Here is a 16,349-nt window from a genome sequence, read left to right as displayed (position 1 = left end):
GCATAAAAAACTAGCTTACGGGCAACAAGTTCAGGTCTCTAATCATTGCTGCTAACCAAGGGCAAATAATCACTTGGCATCCCAGTTTTCGAGTCTATTTTGTACAAAGCTGTGTCCAAATCTATGCGGGCACTGCTCTTGGTGGGGTAGATGTACCAATCATTTTCTTTTTTTACGGCTCTCACATCCCTCTCGCCACCCAACGCGTGCATGGTAGATACAAACTGGCCGTAGAATAACGCAATACATTTAGCTTCATGCACTGTTTGCACCTGCTTGCCTACACATGCAGGCGCCTCTTTGCCCATGATGGTTTCAGCGAGAGACGGCATTGAGCAGAGCATAGAAAGCAACGCCGCAATAAGTCGCGAACTAAGCATACCGGCACACCTTTCAGTTTTTACAGAAGTTAAAGTGAACAAGTTGGTGAGCCTGCTATCCGCCCTTAACAACCAACTTTCCGTAGGTTAGCTTTTCAAGCTTTTTGGCGACTCTGGCAGACACTATGATTTCCTTAAACAGGTGCTCCGTGTAAACATCATGGGAAACAATCCGTACCTGATAGCCGATAAAGCACTTCTTTTTGGATAACTCCAACTCATGAATATCCAGTGCCAATCCAATGTTTGGGAAGAAACTGAGAATCCAGAGCTTCTCGCTACCGACAACAAATGCGACCGTGTAATTTTCCCAATCGATCTGCGCCATCCCCAGAAACTTTGTGCCCGAAACATCACTCATCGCGTCCTTTCTTGGCAGAGTTCTTGCGCGAAGATAACCAGCTATCAGCATCATCAGGCCAGCTGCAATCCCCATCAAGGGTACTAAGTATTTCACTCACTCTCCCTGTTCAGATAGAAGGGTTCGACAGAACCCACCCCGCCAGAGGCCAACGCCCACAGCAGGGGCTGCTGAACGTCAGCGAAGAAACCACCGCGCAGATTCGGCGGTCCCGCTGACTGTATTTGTTAGTGCACTATTCCTTCGGTGAATCAGGTTTTGCCTTCTCTTTATTTTGCTCCGCTATGAGTTTCGAAAGCTGCGAGCGCCCCTTCATTTTTTTGATTTCTTCGAGTGATACTCTTGTTTTCCCTGCTTGTTTATTCATGGTCTCTTCCTTGTGAGTTCAAACTCTGCCAGCTCTTCATCTGTCAGTTCGTATAGATCGGGATCTGACGCAATCTGTCTAGCGATATCTTCATCCGAGGTTTCCTCGAACTTCTTGGCGTTTGATAGCCCTTTAAGTTTCCGTATCTGAGCCAAAGACATTCGTGTCGTTTTTTCAATCATTTAGCTAGTCCTCCGGCAAATGTTCGAGATTCATACTGCATCATTTCTTTTTTGTTGGCTCGACGCACTGAGATAATTCGATTTACCGGCTTACCTCTTTCGTACAGTCGAATCGTATACACAACGAAGAGGATACCGACAGGCCCCTTACCTATCGTTTGGTATCGGGGCTCGCCATAGTCCTTTCGTGAATCTTCTCTTTGCTGTCGCAGTGGGTCATCCCATATAAGAGCAGCATCGATGAAATCAATCCCTCGTTCAAAGAGCGTTTTTTGTCGCTTATTGTCGTCCCACTCAAATTCCATTTCGTTCTCCTTGTGGTGTTGGTTATATGATTACTCCATTATTTGCACTAACAATATTGGTCAGGAGTTCGCGCTAGTTGAGAAGCTCGTGGACCTGCGTGTTTTATGCGTTGCGGGAAATAAAATAGAAGGTCAAAACTTACTATTGCGCTTCCCTACGCATTTTGATTCCACGCCCTATCCCGGGACAGGCTATTCTGACTTGAGCTGCCCTTGAAGCTTTCACGCTTGCCCGACATCAATCTCGCATGCTGCGGCAATACTGATGCTTCAATCATTACCATAGTTCGACAAAGTCAGCTAATGCATTTAGCTATAGCTGTACCAGTGATGAGAATACGACGGTTTTCTAATTAATAATTAGGCCGCCTACCTACACAAAACAGATAATTATTTAGAGAAGATCTTTTCGCCTATTTCTGACAAAAAGAAAAACAGGCCTTCCATTGAGTAAATACCCAGCCCTAAATCTCAACAATCATCCCGGCATCAAACGCGGGATTTAGCTCACCATCGGGCTGCCATCTAGCATTGCTAAGGATCTGGGTTTTGGCGTGCTGGTAATTGGCGGTGATGCCGGTATGGCCATGCACCCAGAGTTTGGGCTTATGGGATCGGATCTCCTCTGAAAGGTCGGAGGCCATGGCAGGTGCCAACAGGTGTGACTGCATGGAAGGCGGCAGTGCGGAGGGCAGCGGACCGTGGTGGGAAAGAACGATGGGTTTTAGCTTCTCTTTGCGGGCGTCTTTAATCGATTTGCAGATGAATTTCAGGGATTTGATGTAGGTTTTAATCAGGTCGTCCGGGGTGATGGGCAGATGGCTTTTCGGCCTGTCTTTCTGGATCGTTCGAAATTCTTCGCAGTTGGCGGCAGCCAATGTCGCAGAACTTACCTGTGTGCCCAGCAGGCGATAGTCGGTCCATAACGTGGCGCCGATAAACCGGAACTGGTCGAAGGTTTTGGCTTTTTCATTCAGGATCTTAACGTTGGAGCCTTTGCACAGTTCTTTCAGCGAGGGAGGCACCCGCTCTAACTTAAGCCCAAAGTACTCGCTGACTCCCAGGATATAGAGCACGGGTTGGCTAAAGTGGCGCAGTGCCCAGCGCACACCGGCATCACCGCGGTCGATATTGCCTGCGAGGATCACCAGATCCGCATCCACCTCCGGTGGCTGCCACGTTTGTCGCCAAAGCTGAAGATCAGAATAGATAGCTAATCTCAAAAGCCGCCCGCCTTAACAGCACCCATTTTCAGCTACCTCCTTTGTCAGGAGGACGATTTGCTTCGCTAAAATGAGTAGGCGGCTTTTGCTGATTTCGCAACGTTTAAAGCAAAAAACTGTTTATGAAAATCTAAATGCAGCAATACCGCTAACGCTGAGACAACCTTACCATCGCCAATCCAGCCAGCATAGCGATCAGAAACAGCGCCAGACTGCCACTTGCCATGCCGATAGATGCCAGTGCAGGGCCGGGACAGAGGCCAACCATGCCCCACCCTATGCCAAACAGCAGCGCACCTATCACCAGCGGCGCATCGATACGGGTCTTAGTAGGCAGATGCCAGGTCATCGGTTTTTCCGCACTGATAACTGACGCCGTGGCGGATTTTTCACGTTCGGCCCGCCCGGCCAGTTGTGGTTTCACCCACATCAGGTAGCCAGGCAGATAGATCGCCAATGCACCCATCATTACCAGCATAAGCGACGGGTCCCAATTGCCCGCCAGATCGAGAAAACCAAGCACTTTGGCCGGGTCCATCATCTGGGAGATGGCCAGCCCCAGACCAAACAGCAACCCGGCAATCAACGAGCTTAACCAGGGTCTCATGGCGCACCTCCCAACAGGTGACGCACCACAAACAGGGTGATGATTGCGGAGGCCATAAACAGCAGCGTGGCGACCACTGACCGCACCGACAACCGGCCAATACCGCAGATACCGTGGCCGGAGGTGCAGCCCGAACCTATGCCTGTGCCCAGCCCCACCAATAAGCCAGCTGCCAGCAACCAGCCGACTGAATAGCTTTGCAGGGTTGGTGAAATCGCTGGCGCAAAATCAAACTGGAACCAGAGCAGTGGGCCGATGATCAGGCCCAGCAGAAACATCAGTCGCCAGCTGAGTTCACCCGCAGCTCGCTGCCAAAGCTGCGACAGCACACCACCGACAATGCCACTGATACCAGCAATGCGGCCCTGACATAGCAGCAGGGTAAGTGCGCCCGCACCGATCAGCATGCCACCGACGACAGACTCCACCGGCGTGAAGTTAGCCATATCTATCATTCGGACCCCTACTCGCCTTCAGTGACGATAGGCTGTGGCTGACGACAGCCTTTCCACATCTGCCAGCTTTTAAATCCGCCGGTCAGGTTTTTGGCTTTAAACCCTGAGTTCACCAACATGCGGTAGGCCACGTGACCACGAAGGCCCACCTGACAGGTCACCCAATACTCGGTCTCTTTATCCAATTCACCCAAACGGTCACGTAACTCATCAACCGAAATATTGATAGCACCGTCAAACTGACCGACTCGCTCTAACTCGGCGGGGGTACGCACATCCAGTAGTTGTTGATGGCTTTGAATAGAAGTTAATTGTTCCGGGTAGAGCAGGTCTGCCTCGCCGCGAATCTCATTGGCAGCGACAAAACCCGCCAGATTCACCGGATCTTTGGCTGAGCCATAGGGCGGTGCATAACACAGTTCCAGCTCTTCAAGGTCAAACACCGTCATACCGGCACGCTGGGCTACGGCCAGCACATCGATACGTTTGTCGACCCCTTTCGCGCCCACCGCCTGAGCGCCATAGATCTTGCCGCTATCAGGGCAGAACAGCAGCTTCAGGCTGATTTGGGCAGCACCCGGAAAGTAAGATGCGTGGTCCATTGGGTGTACATAGACTTTGCGGAACTTGATATCCGCCTGTGTCAGCTGTTTTTCGTTCATGCCGGTAGATGCCACCGTCAGACCAAATACACGGCAAACCGCTGTGCCCTGGGTTTTACCAAAATGGCGCTGTTTACCTACGGCGTTGTCGGCAGCAATACGGCCCTGGCGATTGGCAGGCCCCGCCAGCGGGATCAGCTTGGCCTTATCGGTGACCCATTCAACAATCTCCACCGCGTCACCCACAGCAAGAATATCCGGGTCATTGGTACGCATCTGGCTGTCGACCTGAATACCGCCGCGCTCTGCGACCGCCAGTCCGGCGGATTTCGCCAGCGCGGTTTCAGGACGAACACCGATCGCCAATACCACCAACCCCGTGTCGAGTTTGGCACCGTCAGACAGGGTCAGTGTCAACTTATCCTGCTGAGGTTCAATTTCGGTTAAACCGGCATTCAGACGCAGGTCTACGCCGTGGTCTTCCAACTCTTTGTGCAACGGTGTTGCCATTTCCGGATCGACCGGTGCCATCACCTGACTGGACAGCTCTACCAGCGACACGTCCAAACCGCGCTGGCGCATCGCTTCGGCGGCTTCCAAACCAATAAAGCCGCCGCCAACAACAGTGGCGTGGGTGGGCTGTTGCTGTTCCAGCTCGCGCAGAATGCGGTCCATATCTGGAATATTACGCAGGGTCTGAATACGGCTGTCATCGATATTGGCAATGGAAGGCACAAAAGGCGCGGCCCCCGGGCTGAGGATCAGGGTGTCATAACTCAGGGTATCGGTGGCATCGGTTTGAGTATCACGCACCTGCAGCTGTTTCGTCTCGCGATCGATAGCCACCGCCTCGGTATGCAGGCGGACATCAACATTAAAACGGCGCTTGAAGCTTTCAGGTGTCTGCAGCAGGAGGGCATCCCGGGATTGGATATCTCCGCCTATGTGGTAAGGCAGACCGCAGTTAGCAAATGAGATATAGGGGCCGCGGTCGATCATGATGATCTCGGCGTCTTCTGACATGCGGCGGGCTCTGGCGGCGGCTGATGCACCACCAGCAACGCCACCCACGATGACGATACGTGTCATAACTGTTCCTCTGCAAAGGGTTGCCGAGCGCTAAGCCTACGAAAGAAAGCCTATGAGAGAGCGTGAGTTATGGGCCTAGTCAGACTCGGGACAAAAAATCTCATGCAGTGCGCCAATCAGCTGAGCCACTGATGGGTTTGCAATGCGATAAACCACAGATTGACCGGAACGACGCGAGGCGACCAAGCCAGCATGGCGCAACTGGGCCAAATGCTGTGAAAACGCAGGGGCTGACATTTCGCTACCTTCCTGCAGTTCGGCTACGGTGTGCTCTTTCTCAACCAAGCGGCAAAGGATCAGTAAGCGCTGTGGATGCGCCAACTGCTTTAGAAAGTCCGCCGCTTGTTGGGCGTTCTCCGTCATCTGTTCGAGCTCTTTCATGTCGTTATTTAAACATCTTTTGAATTTAGATTAAACACTTTCGATATTACTTAATTGCTTACCTGTGAATTTATCTATCTGATATGGGCCAATCAGGCACAAACAATCAAGTTAACCGGAAAGCGATTAAACATACTTGATAAGCCCCAAATGATTAAGCATTTCTCGCTATGATTTCCTGGAAATGTCGTGAATTTTTCACGCCATGGTGGTTAATCGCGCGTTAGGCGGCACAATGACACTAAAAAACTACCTAAGTGACTGAAACTGATTACACTCTTTACAAGTCTCAGAGGTTGTAAAAACCGATACCTGTTTCATTTCAAAGCTAAGGGAACTCATTATGTCTCACCCAGATACGGCTGCAGACCGTCAGTTTATAAAACGCGCGCTAGAGGCAGCGATCCGTATTGCCGCCATCGCCTTTATCGTGACCTGGTGTTACGACATCCTGAAACCATTCGTTGCCCCGGTACTGTGGGCTGCCATTATCGCCGTTGCAGTCAAACCGATCAGTGACTGGCTGGAAACCAAGTTTGGTTTCAGTCGCAAGTGGGCGGCAACCACTGTGACATTGGCGTTGCTTGCCGCGCTCATAGTGCCCACCACCGTGGTCACCGAAAAGCTGTCAGCCAATGTACAAACAGTGACAGCCAAAATTGAATCAGGTGAATTTGACCTACCCAACCCGGAAGACAAGGTTAAAGATTGGCCGCTGGTGGGCGAAAAAGTCCACGCTGTCTGGGATGAAGCCGCTAACAATCTGGAAGGCTTTCTGAAAAAACATGAGACTCAGGTAAAAGAGTGGGGCCGTGTTGTATTCAGTAAGGTTGCAGGCATTGGTATTGCAACCCTTGTGATGATCTTCTCTATTATCATCGCTGGTGTGTTCCTGGCCGGGGCTGATGGCTCCGCGAATTTTGTCACCAAACTATCAACCCGGTTGGCTGGCGAAAACGGCGCTAAGTTCGCTGGGCTTGCCAGTGTCACTGTCCGCAACGTCACCCGCGGTATTCTCGGTGTCGCCATTCTCCAGGCTTTGCTGGCGGGCATCGGTTTCTACGTGATTGACCTTCCTGCTGCGCCACTGCTGGCAGGTTTGGTACTGGTTATGAGCATTATCCAGATCAATCCACTGCTGTTGATGGTACCGCTGGCTATCTACGTGTTCTCGTTTGCCTCGCCAGTGGTTGCGGTGATCTACATGATCTGGAGTATTGCGGTCGGCCTGATGGATAACGTACTCAAGCCACTGATTATGGGCCAGGGCTCACAAGTGCCGATGATGGTGATCTTCCTGGGTGCTGTCGGTGGCTTCGTAACCATGGGCTTTATCGGTTTGTTCGTTGGTGCCGTGGTGATGGTGGTCGGTTATGAACTGTTTACTGCCTGGTTAAACGATGACCCAACGGCCATTGCAGATAAAGCAGATGAAGGCTCAGCTGGCAAAGAGGTGCCCGCAGAGTCGTAAGCTAGATAGAAGGAGCAGTTGACTGCTGCTCCTTCAAATCAACACCCGCTTCACGAAAGGTACCCGGAAACATGAAGATACATGGCGATTGGAAGATGACTCTGATTTCGGAGAGAGTCATTCTGGTCGTGACATATGCCCCATGGAACAAAGAAGCTGCCGAGGCGTTTGCTGAGGATTTTCGCCGTCTAGCCATTACCATTTCGGACCCGCAGTGGGCCGTAATTGTAAAAATGGGAAACGAGCAGTTAATGATTCCAGATGCCGAGCCGGTGATCGCTGAGCTGAATGGCTGGGCAATCGCTCATGGCTGTGTCTGTGAAGCCGAAGTTATCCATCACTCCTTGCACGCGCAGGTCGTTGAAAACACCCGCACAGCAAAAACCACAGACAACTACCAGCAAGCGTCATTCGATAACGACGCCGATGCTGTCGCGTTTATCTCTGACAGCCCAGTGGAGTTTTCAGCAGAACAAGCATTGGAGTGGCTAGCGGAGTAACCGCCGGCCGCACAGAATTCAGTGTTACTTGGCTGCCTGCTGCGTCAGCGGGGCCTTCTTATGATAACGCCCCAATACTGAGCTCAGTACCACGAAACTCAGCGCTGAAAATGCCACCTGAACCAATGGGAACATCGCCAGACCTGCAGCCACCACAATCAGGTCCATCGCCAGAATTACTTTACCCGCATGAATACCGGTACGTTTTTCCAGATACAGGGCAAGAATATTCACACCACCTAGTGAGGTACCGTGACGAAACAGCACAATCAAGCCGATTCCAATCAGGCCACCGCCCACCAGCGCACCTAAGATAGGCGGGATTTGCTCGAACCGGATCAGGTAAATCATCAGGTCACTGGCCCCAGACACCAGGGTAATACAGATAAGACTGCGCCAGGCAAAGGCCCAGCCCAGCTGCTTAATCGCCAACGCAAAAAACGGCAGGTTGATGATAAAGAACCAGAAACCGAACGACACAGACAGCAGTTCGTTGGTCACGATAGACAGACCTGCGGTACCACTGACCAGCAGCCCGGCGGCAGAAAGAAAGCAGATCCCCAGAGAAACCAGAAAACACCCTTCCAGGCGGGCAAACCATTCATGGCTGAACTGCTTCAGCGTTGTCATGTTAGAAAATCGCTGCCAAAAGCCAACTTGTTGCATGGTACTCATTGCTTAACTTAACCCTCAGCCTGAACGGCAGACGAAATAGCGGTTGGCGCAGGTTTGCTTTGTTTGGGGTGGTAGCGGCCAATAACCGATGCCAGCACCACAAACGCCAACAGAGAATTCAAAACGGTGATCCAATCAAAGATAAGGAACGAAATCACACCAATGGAGATGTCCCAGGCCAAAATCACTTTGGCGGAATGCCAACCCAGCTTCTGCTCCAGATAGAGTGCTAAGATGTTTACGCCGCCAATGGAGCCACGCTGTTTAAACAGCACCACCAGGCCAAAACCAATTAACAGGCCAGCCAGCAAAGCAGCCAGCGCCTGCGGCATCAAAACCTCGGCCAGCAGCGGCGTGATCAGGTCAACCAATACTGACACCACAGCACTGCACGCCAGGCTGATCAGGGCGAACTCACGGCGTAAGCGCATAAATGCGAGTACAAAAAACGGCAGGTTAGCCAGCAGTAACCAGGTACCCATGGTCAGCGGCGCAAAATGATGGGCAATAAACGCCAGGCCGGGGCTACCGCCAACAATCAGTTGTGCTTTACCCAGCAGGATGACACCCATAGCAACCAAAAAACACCCTTCGAGCAGGGCATACCAACGCAGCGCGTGAAGCTTCATCGCGACTCCAATATCAGGTGATAACTCACAGGTAGTACAGAAACAGGGGCGCTTTTATGATGGTTTTTGGTAGTGCCCGAAATGCGGAGGGGATTATATCTGAGCCCTTAGTATATGGATGCCACTGACGCAAAGTTGAGTTTCGATGACAGGGTGGCAATCTGTTAAGACAAGCGTTACGTTAAGTTTACAGCTTGTTTCGTATCCTGCCGGAGTCTTTGAACCTAGTTGAGTTTTAAGTGTGCCGAAGGCCGCCTACCATTTTCAGTCTACATTTACAGCACACTTGTTAAGGCCTTGCTCGCCCAAGGCCCTAACAACCCAAGGCGCCCCCACCAAGCGCTGTTCACTTCCCTTAGCCAACTCTGCTGGCGGCACCAGGCCGCTAATGTGCATCCATGCACACGCGGCATACCGTACTTCCTGTACATAACAGCACTTCCCTGTACTGACTTTGTTCACTCGGCATCCTTGCCTCGTGACCTTGCATAGCTGTCACGCTCAGCGCGCTTGAAGGGGAGTTAATCCGTAGTTGGCTACGGGACAGTTCCCCCCTTCTATGTGCCCGTAGCGAACCCAAGAATCGGCGTGAAGATGGGCAAGGATGCCCATCTTAGGCTCGTTAAACAGGGACGTTTATCGAGCCGTTAGCTGAGGCGCTGGTGAGAGCGAAGGATAAGCACATAGCTGGGGCGCGCGAGGGTTGTCAGGGAGTGAAGGCGTATTCACTCCCTGACTTGGGCGCAAATGATCGAAACCAAAACATCATTCCTAACTTCAAGCGACCAATATTATGGAGTGCAAGGTAATACTTCTGTTCGAATCGGCCCCCTAACTACAAAGCAAATAATTCGAGCAAAGCAGCTGAATTCATACGCATAACCCACTAACAAAATAACCCGCTGAAACAACCAGATAAGAAACCCAAAATCGATACGTTCCTCACCTGAGCATACCCCCTTAGTAGTACCCATTTTTTGCACAACTTTGATCCTTTCAGAGAATTTTCGAGTCTCCTTTTGGTGAAAACCACACAAATTCAAAATATACACCACAGATACACCTTTCATCTTAAACCCCATGTTTAACAAGGTGTTAACAATTCGTTTTTGATCTGGCACAAAACTTGGAACGCGGGAAGGACGGATACCCAAACTGGATCAAGGCAGAGCGCAGCGATGACATCAGCGGTACGCTTGGATACCTCAGCCGACACGGCAACTTCGACCCAGCCCATCATTGTTGTGGGTACAGGTCCTGTGGGGATCCGTATGGCCCAGGAGCTGCGCCAACGTATGCCAACCCAACCGCTGTTGCTGTTTGGTGGTGAGCCCTGGCAGCCCTATGACCGCATCAAGTTATCATCGCTACTGGCCGGTGAGCTGGCGCTGGACCAGATAGCCCTTGAACGTTTCCGTCGCCAGGGCAATGACCAGCTGCTGACTCAACACCTGAACTGCCCAATTCTCGAGATCGACCGCGACAAAAAGCAAGTCAAAGATATCAACGGCGACTGGCACGGCTATGAAAAACTGGTGCTGGCGGTGGGCTCTCATCCTCATATCCCTAAGATCCCGGGCACCGACCTGAAAGGGGTATTCACCTTCCGTAACCTGAATGATGCTCAGGCGCTGATGGCTCGCACCACCCGTGCCCGCCACGTCGTGGTAATAGGTGGCGGTTTGCTGGGTCTGGAAGCCGCGCGTGCGATGCAGTGGGGTAACACCCGCGTTACCGTGGTACAGCAGGGTGAAACCCTGATGAACCGCCAATTGGACCCGGTTGGTGGAGAAACACTGCAACAGTCGATTGAAGCTTCCGGTATTGAGGTGCTGACGGGCAATGGTGTTCGAGAGATCACCGGCGAAGATGAGGTTAATGGGTTAACGCTTCGGGATGGCAGCCAATTGGATTGCGATACTGTCGTTATCGCTGCTGGCATCACACCAAACCGCGAACTGGCGCTCGCAGCCGAACTTGCCGTTGGCCATGGCATACGGGTTAACGATCAGCTGCAGACTAACGATGAAGATATCTATGCCGTGGGTGAATGCGCTGAACATGGCGGTGTCACCTATGGACTTGTAGCGCCGGGTTATGAACAGGCCGCCGTCGCAGCCGAACACATCAACAGCCAACGAGGCCAGTATAAAGGCTCGCTGACAATGACCGCACTTAAGGTGGTCGGCGAAGAGGTCTTCAGTATCGGCGAAGTCACGCAGCTGCCGAAACGTATCGCCCAGCAGGAGTTGGTTTATCAGGAAGAAGGTTGTTATCGCAAACTGGTGATCCACCGTGGTCGCCTGGTGGGTGCGATCAGTGTGGGCCCCTGGAGTGAAGTTCGCAGAGTACAGGAACATGTTCGCCAGAAGCGTCCTATCAGCCTGTGGCAACGTTGGCGTTTTGAGAAGCAAGGTCAGATATGGCCTGCCGATGATGACCTGAGTATCCAGGCCTGGCCTGCCGAGGCAGTGGTCTGTAACTGTATGAGCATTACCAAAGGCCGGCTGGTTGATTGTGCCGCTCAAGGCTGTGACAGCATGCAGAAGCTGTCAGATGCGACGGGTGCAGGTACCGTGTGTGGATCCTGTAAACCACTGTTGCAGGAAGTCGCAGGTGGAAATCAGCCAATGCCCGCGGTCACCTGGGCAAAATCACTAACCGCTTTAAGCCTGTTGGCGGTAGCACTGGTCGCCATGATGTTTGTGGTCGCACAGCCCGTCAGTGACTCTATCAATGACTTCTGGTGGCTTGAGCAGATCTGGCGAGATGCCACCTGGAAGCAGGTCTCAGGCTACACCATTCTCGGCTTATCGGTATTCGCCGCAATCCTCAGTCTGCGCAAGCGAATAAAGAAGTTCACCCTGCTCAAATTTGATCACTGGCGCCTGCTGCACACGGTACTGGGTACGCTGATCGTGATGACACTTCTTGCCCATACCGGCATGAGCCTGGGCACGCAACTGAATCAGTGGTTGATGGTGAGCTTTCTAACACTGCTGGCAGTCGGTGGTGGCGCCGCTATTCATAGCGCAATCAGCCATAAGTTATCCGTCAGCAGCAGTCGCCGCTGGCAGAAGATCTGGCTGTGGGGACATATCCTGGCATTTTGGCCTTTGCCCATCCTGCTGACTTTCCACGTGTTATCGGTTTACTACTTCTAGGGGCGCAGGGATGGCAGTTAAGAAGCTCGCCTGGAGCAGTTGGATAGCAATGACGATAGCGGCGGCAGCCTATCTGGGTTACGTCATGTTTGCCAGTGCCGATAAATCATTTCTATTGATTGGTGATGCCACCCATGGTCACTACCAAATTGAGTTAGCGTGCAGCACCTGCCACGGCGATGGCTTTGGTGGCCAGGAAGTGATCCAGAACGCCTGCACCAACTGCCATGCCGAAGAGTTGGAGATGGCAAACGACTCTCACCCGGCGGCCAAATTTACCGATCCGCGTAACGCGAATCGCTTGGAAAAGCTGGATGCGCGTTACTGCGTCACCTGCCATGTTGAACACCAACTGGAACGTACTGGCGAGATGGGCGTGACCCTGCCCGGCGACTTCTGTTACGAGTGCCATCAGGATATCGGCGAGAAGCGCGAAACTCACAAGGGGATGGGTTTTGAAACCTGTGCCAGTGCTGGCTGCCACAACTACCACGACAACAAAGCGCTGTATGAGGATTTCCTGGTCAAACACGCCGGTGGTGAATGGCTGAAGCCAGAAGGTAGATTGCCGCTGCTCAGTGGTCAGGCGAAGCTGGATGCATTGGCAGCTCTAGCCCCAGCCCAGGTTGACGGTGATGAAAACTTGTTGAGTGAAGCAGCGCAACTGGCGGCCAACCTATCAGGGGTAGCGCCGACAATCGCCCCCCCTGCTCCGGTGTTTCCTGAATCATTACAAGTTGAAGGTCAGCTGATTGCGGATTGGCACGGAAGCGCCCATGGCGAGGGACAGGTCAACTGCGAAGGTTGCCACCAGGGCACAGAGGCCCCCTGGATAGAAAAGCCCAGCATTGAGCAGTGTGCCAGTTGCCACAACGAACAAGCGACATCATTTACAGAAGGTCGCCACGGTATGCGTCTGTCGAAAAAGCTGGGGCAGGAACTGACACCGATGCAGCCGGCAATGGCACGCCAACCCATGCACCCAGAGGCTGGGCATTTGGAGCTGACCTGTAATAGCTGTCATGCCCCCCATAAGTTCGACATTAAGCAGGCCGCGGTTGAATCCTGCCTGGGCTGTCACGCCGACGAACACAGTCTGGCCTATCAAGGCTCGCCCCACCACGACGCATTTTTAAGTGAACAACAGGGCCTGACCGGCGCCGGTAGCGGTGTGACCTGTGCCAGCTGTCATATGCCACGTACCGAATTCGGCGATCAAGTGATCGTCAACCATAACCAAAATGACAATTTAAGACCGAATGAAAAGATGCTCCGTTCAGTCTGTCTGGACTGCCATAGTTTGAGTTTCTCAATCGATGCGTTGGCAGATCCACAGCTGATTAAAACCAATTTCAATGGTCAACCTTCTGCCCATATCGAGAGTATCGATATGGCGGTAGGGCGACTTGAAAAATAAAAGCCAAACCATCGGGAGAGAAGCAAATGACTACCAAACTGATAGCTACCACAGCCGTCGCCTCCACCCTGCTGCTTGCAGGGTGTGGTGGGGAAGAATCTGCAGGCATCAGCCCACAGAAGTTTACCGATGCGCTGCATCTGGTAATGGATTCAGACCGCGCGGTATACACCAAAAAAGTGGTGGGTCGCCTGACCAAACAAGAGAAAGTGATCAAAGCCTCTGAACACTTTATGGATGACAAAGCGCTGCCACTACCCGCGCAGATGTTCCGCTTTGGCTCTGAACGAGTGGCCACTAAAACCAACGAGTTCAGCTACTCATTGCAGTCTCTTTGGCCGATTAACAGCCAGAACGCGCCGGTAACCGAGATGGAAAAGAAAGGTCTGCAGTTCATCATGGATAACCCAGGCCAGAACTTTTACGGCGAAGAAGAATTGGGCGGCGTGACTTATTTCACCGCCGTTTACCCGGACGTTGCTGTCGCACCAGTCTGTGCTAGCTGCCACAACGAACACAAAGACTCGCCACGTACCGACTTTAAAGTGGGTGACGTCATGGGTGGTGTGGTTATCCGCGTACCAATCTAGCCAATTAAGGAACTGAAAATGCGAACAGCCAGATATCTTGTCTGGCTGCCAGCCCTGCTGGTTATGGGCTGTCAGCCATCGGGTCCGGAGCCGGGCCAGCAGGTATGGGAGCAAACCTGCGCAGTATGTCACCAGAACGGCATTGCAGGTGCGCCGCCCATAGGTAACCAAGCCGCTTGGGCACCGCGCATCGCCAAGGGCGTCGATACCCTGGTGGGTCATGCGTTAAACGGTTTTGAGGGTGAAGAAGGCACCATGCCTGCCCGTGGGGGTAACACCTCACTGACCGACGCCCAAGTGACCGACGCCGTGAAGTATATGATTAGTCAATCTCAATAGAGGGACAGAACAATGGGAATTTTTTCTAGCCTATTTGGCAAAAAGGAGCCGAAAGTGGAAGCTGAAACCGAAGTAAAACTAAGCCTGTATGAACGTCTTGGCGGTGAAGCCGCGGTAGATGCTGCTGTCGATATTTTCTATCGTAAGGTGCTGATGGATGACCGTATCAGCGAGTATTTTGATGGTATCGATATGGACGCCCAGGCCAAGAAGCAGAAAGCATTTCTGACCATGGTGTTTGGTGGTCCAAACAAATACACAGGGAAAGATATGCGCACTGCACACGCTGGTATGAAAGGTCTGAGTGACATTCACGTGGATGCCGTGGTTGAAAACCTGGGCGCCACACTGAAAGAGCTGGGGGTGCCAGATTCAGATATCGCAGAAGTCGCCGCAATCGCTGAAAGCGTGCGTGACGATGTACTGAATCGATAGTACGGCAGTATCCTGGGTTTTCCCTTCTCGCTGTTTGAGAAGGGTGCCCAACGCAAGCAACAACAGTGTAACCAGAACAAAAAACAACCGATACGGCTAGGTGAACGATGGCAAAAGTCAGTTTTAAGGATGCTACTCTGGAGGTTAATCCAGACCAAACGCTGCTTGAGGCGCTGCTGGAAGCAGATCATCAGATCCCCAATAGTTGCCGTAGTGGTTTATGCCAAAGCTGCCTTGTGCAGTGCACCCATGGCCATATCCCGCAACCGGCACAGAAAGGTTTATCTGCCGCAGAAGTGGAAACCGGCCATCTGCTGGCCTGCCAGTGTTATCCCAGTAGCGATATGACCGTGGCTCTGCCAAACAGTGACTCGGCGACTACAGCCGCTAAAGTCGTTGAGAAAACCGAACTACCCGGTGATGTGATACGCCTGCGCCTGGAAGCGCCGCTCTCTTACAAACCGGGACAATACGTCAATCTTTGGCGCGACGAATCAGTGATCCGTAGTTATTCATTGGCCAGTGTGCCCGCGCTTAAAGAGCCGCTGGAGTTTCATATTCGCGTGCAGCCCCAGGGTCGATTCAGCGGCTGGCTGAAACAGGATTTGGCGGTAGGCGATCAGCTCCGGCTGCAAGGTCCGATGGGCCTCTGTTTTTATACCCCTGGCGATCCAAACCAACCCATGTTGTTGGCTGGCATAGGTACTGGACTAGCCCCTCTATGGGGGATTGTTCGCGACGCCCTGCAGCAGGGGCATACCGGCCCTATTCATCTCTATACGGGGGCTCGCAATGCCGACAGCCTCTACCTGCACGACGAGATCGCGGAGCTGGCCACCCAATACGACAACCTGCACTACCATGTCAGCCTTTTAGAGGCCTCGATCCCGGCCGATGCCAAAGCGATTGATCAGTTGATTGAAAGCGAGCATCAGGCGTTAAATGGTTATCGGGTGTTTCTGTGTGGCTCACCAGAGCGCGTTAAGAAGTTGCGGAAGCTGTGTTTTCTGAAAGGTGCCAGTATGCAGGCGATCCAGTGTGACCTGTTCCAGCCTGCGGCCTGATTTGCATCTATTCGTTACCACAACACCGTTCTGAACCTAGTTTTGCAGGAATCTTTATACCTCTGTTCTACACTTGAGGTATGAAGATTTTTTCTCTATTTCAGCCTGTTAGC

Annotated in this window: 21 protein-coding genes; 8 read left to right on the top strand and 13 right to left on the bottom strand. The window is 52.3% G+C overall.

All coding sequences use genetic code 11. The features are described from left to right. Positions 1-38 precede the first annotated feature (38 nt). From ABEA14_RS06740 to ABEA14_RS06695, 10 genes are all read right to left on the bottom strand, one after another. Entirely contained in the window at positions 39-380 is a 342-nt protein-coding gene (locus ABEA14_RS06740) for a hypothetical protein (protein WP_345339129.1), read from the bottom strand. A 55-nt stretch (positions 381-435) separates the two neighbouring features. Continuing rightward, the gene (locus ABEA14_RS06735; RefSeq protein WP_345339128.1) at positions 436-837 is read right to left on the bottom strand and encodes a hypothetical protein; all 402 of its coding nucleotides are present in this window, start codon (positions 835-837) and stop codon (positions 436-438) included. Positions 838-976: 139 nt separating this feature from the next. Next, a complete protein-coding gene (locus ABEA14_RS06730; protein WP_345339127.1) occupies positions 977-1,108 on the bottom strand; it encodes a hypothetical protein in 132 nt (43 codons plus the stop codon). After that, positions 1,105-1,290 (bottom strand): hypothetical protein, encoded by a 186-nt coding sequence (locus ABEA14_RS06725; protein ID WP_345339126.1) that lies wholly within the window; start codon positions 1,288-1,290, stop codon positions 1,105-1,107. Before ABEA14_RS06725 ends, ABEA14_RS06730 begins: the two co-directional genes overlap by 4 nt. After that, a complete protein-coding gene (locus ABEA14_RS06720) occupies positions 1,287-1,595 on the bottom strand; it encodes a BrnT family toxin (RefSeq protein WP_345339125.1) in 309 nt (102 codons plus the stop codon). The genes ABEA14_RS06725 and ABEA14_RS06720 overlap by 4 nt, the downstream gene beginning before the upstream one ends. A gap of 464 nt (positions 1,596-2,059) precedes the next feature. After that, on the bottom strand, positions 2,060-2,818 hold the full coding sequence (locus tag ABEA14_RS06715) for a metallophosphoesterase (RefSeq protein WP_345339123.1): 759 nt from the start codon (positions 2,816-2,818) through the stop codon (positions 2,060-2,062). Positions 2,819-2,966: 148 nt separating this feature from the next. Further along, the gene (locus ABEA14_RS06710; protein ID WP_345339122.1) at positions 2,967-3,425 is read right to left on the bottom strand and encodes a DUF6691 family protein; all 459 of its coding nucleotides are present in this window, start codon (positions 3,423-3,425) and stop codon (positions 2,967-2,969) included. Continuing rightward, the gene (locus tag ABEA14_RS06705) at positions 3,422-3,880 is read right to left on the bottom strand and encodes a YeeE/YedE family protein (protein WP_377776223.1); all 459 of its coding nucleotides are present in this window, start codon (positions 3,878-3,880) and stop codon (positions 3,422-3,424) included. The genes ABEA14_RS06710 and ABEA14_RS06705 overlap by 4 nt, the downstream gene beginning before the upstream one ends. Positions 3,881-3,888: 8 nt before the next feature. After that, positions 3,889-5,571: an FAD-dependent oxidoreductase gene (locus tag ABEA14_RS06700; RefSeq protein ID WP_345339121.1), complete on the bottom strand. Its 1,683-nt coding sequence runs from the start codon at positions 5,569-5,571 to the stop codon at positions 3,889-3,891. A 75-nt stretch (positions 5,572-5,646) separates the two neighbouring features. Further along, positions 5,647-5,934: an ArsR/SmtB family transcription factor gene (locus ABEA14_RS06695; RefSeq protein WP_345339120.1), complete on the bottom strand. Its 288-nt coding sequence runs from the start codon at positions 5,932-5,934 to the stop codon at positions 5,647-5,649. Between the two features lie 361 nt (positions 5,935-6,295). On the opposite strand from ABEA14_RS06695, the gene ABEA14_RS06690 reads away from it, so the two are divergent. Next, positions 6,296-7,423 (top strand): AI-2E family transporter, encoded by a 1,128-nt coding sequence (locus ABEA14_RS06690; RefSeq protein ID WP_345339119.1) that lies wholly within the window; start codon positions 6,296-6,298, stop codon positions 7,421-7,423. 71 nt (positions 7,424-7,494) lie between these two features. Next, positions 7,495-7,923, top strand: a complete 429-nt coding sequence (locus ABEA14_RS06685) for a hypothetical protein (RefSeq protein WP_345339118.1) — start codon at positions 7,495-7,497, stop codon at positions 7,921-7,923. A 24-nt stretch (positions 7,924-7,947) separates the two neighbouring features. On the opposite strand, the gene ABEA14_RS06680 is transcribed toward ABEA14_RS06685, so the two are convergent. From ABEA14_RS06680 to ABEA14_RS06670, 3 genes are all read right to left on the bottom strand, one after another. After that, positions 7,948-8,589, bottom strand: coding sequence for a YitT family protein (locus ABEA14_RS06680; protein WP_345339117.1), 642 nt, complete (start codon positions 8,587-8,589; stop codon positions 7,948-7,950). A gap of 17 nt (positions 8,590-8,606) precedes the next feature. Next, positions 8,607-9,227 carry a DUF6198 family protein gene (locus ABEA14_RS06675; RefSeq protein ID WP_345339116.1) on the bottom strand — a complete coding sequence of 207 codons (621 nt, stop codon included), beginning with the start codon at positions 9,225-9,227 and terminating at the stop codon, positions 8,607-8,609. Positions 9,228-9,491: 264 nt separating this feature from the next. After that, positions 9,492-9,689, bottom strand: coding sequence for a hypothetical protein (locus ABEA14_RS06670; RefSeq protein ID WP_345339115.1), 198 nt, complete (start codon positions 9,687-9,689; stop codon positions 9,492-9,494). Positions 9,690-10,405: 716 nt separating this feature from the next. On the opposite strand from ABEA14_RS06670, the gene ABEA14_RS06665 reads away from it, so the two are divergent. From ABEA14_RS06665 to ABEA14_RS06640, 6 genes are all read left to right on the top strand, one after another. Beyond that, entirely contained in the window at positions 10,406-12,391 is a 1,986-nt protein-coding gene (locus tag ABEA14_RS06665) for an FAD-dependent oxidoreductase (RefSeq protein WP_345339114.1), read from the top strand. 10 nt (positions 12,392-12,401) lie between these two features. Next, the gene (locus ABEA14_RS06660) at positions 12,402-13,808 is read left to right on the top strand and encodes a cytochrome c3 family protein (RefSeq protein ID WP_345339113.1); all 1,407 of its coding nucleotides are present in this window, start codon (positions 12,402-12,404) and stop codon (positions 13,806-13,808) included. A 26-nt stretch (positions 13,809-13,834) separates the two neighbouring features. After that, the gene (locus ABEA14_RS06655; RefSeq protein WP_345339112.1) at positions 13,835-14,398 is read left to right on the top strand and encodes a Tll0287-like domain-containing protein; all 564 of its coding nucleotides are present in this window, start codon (positions 13,835-13,837) and stop codon (positions 14,396-14,398) included. Positions 14,399-14,416: 18 nt separating this feature from the next. Beyond that, positions 14,417-14,737, top strand: a complete 321-nt coding sequence (locus ABEA14_RS06650; protein WP_345339111.1) for a c-type cytochrome — start codon at positions 14,417-14,419, stop codon at positions 14,735-14,737. 12 nt (positions 14,738-14,749) lie between these two features. Continuing rightward, positions 14,750-15,172 carry a group I truncated hemoglobin gene (locus ABEA14_RS06645; RefSeq protein WP_345339110.1) on the top strand — a complete coding sequence of 141 codons (423 nt, stop codon included), beginning with the start codon at positions 14,750-14,752 and terminating at the stop codon, positions 15,170-15,172. Between the two features lie 107 nt (positions 15,173-15,279). Next, positions 15,280-16,236, top strand: a complete 957-nt coding sequence (locus ABEA14_RS06640; RefSeq protein WP_345339109.1) for a 2Fe-2S iron-sulfur cluster-binding protein — start codon at positions 15,280-15,282, stop codon at positions 16,234-16,236. Positions 16,237-16,349 lie beyond the last annotated feature (113 nt).

Source organism: Corallincola platygyrae (assembly GCF_039544265.1).
GTDB lineage: Bacteria > Pseudomonadota > Gammaproteobacteria > Enterobacterales > Neiellaceae > Corallincola > Corallincola platygyrae.
Note: the sequence above shows the minus strand (reverse complement) of the source record. Positions and strands in the feature narration are given on the sequence as shown.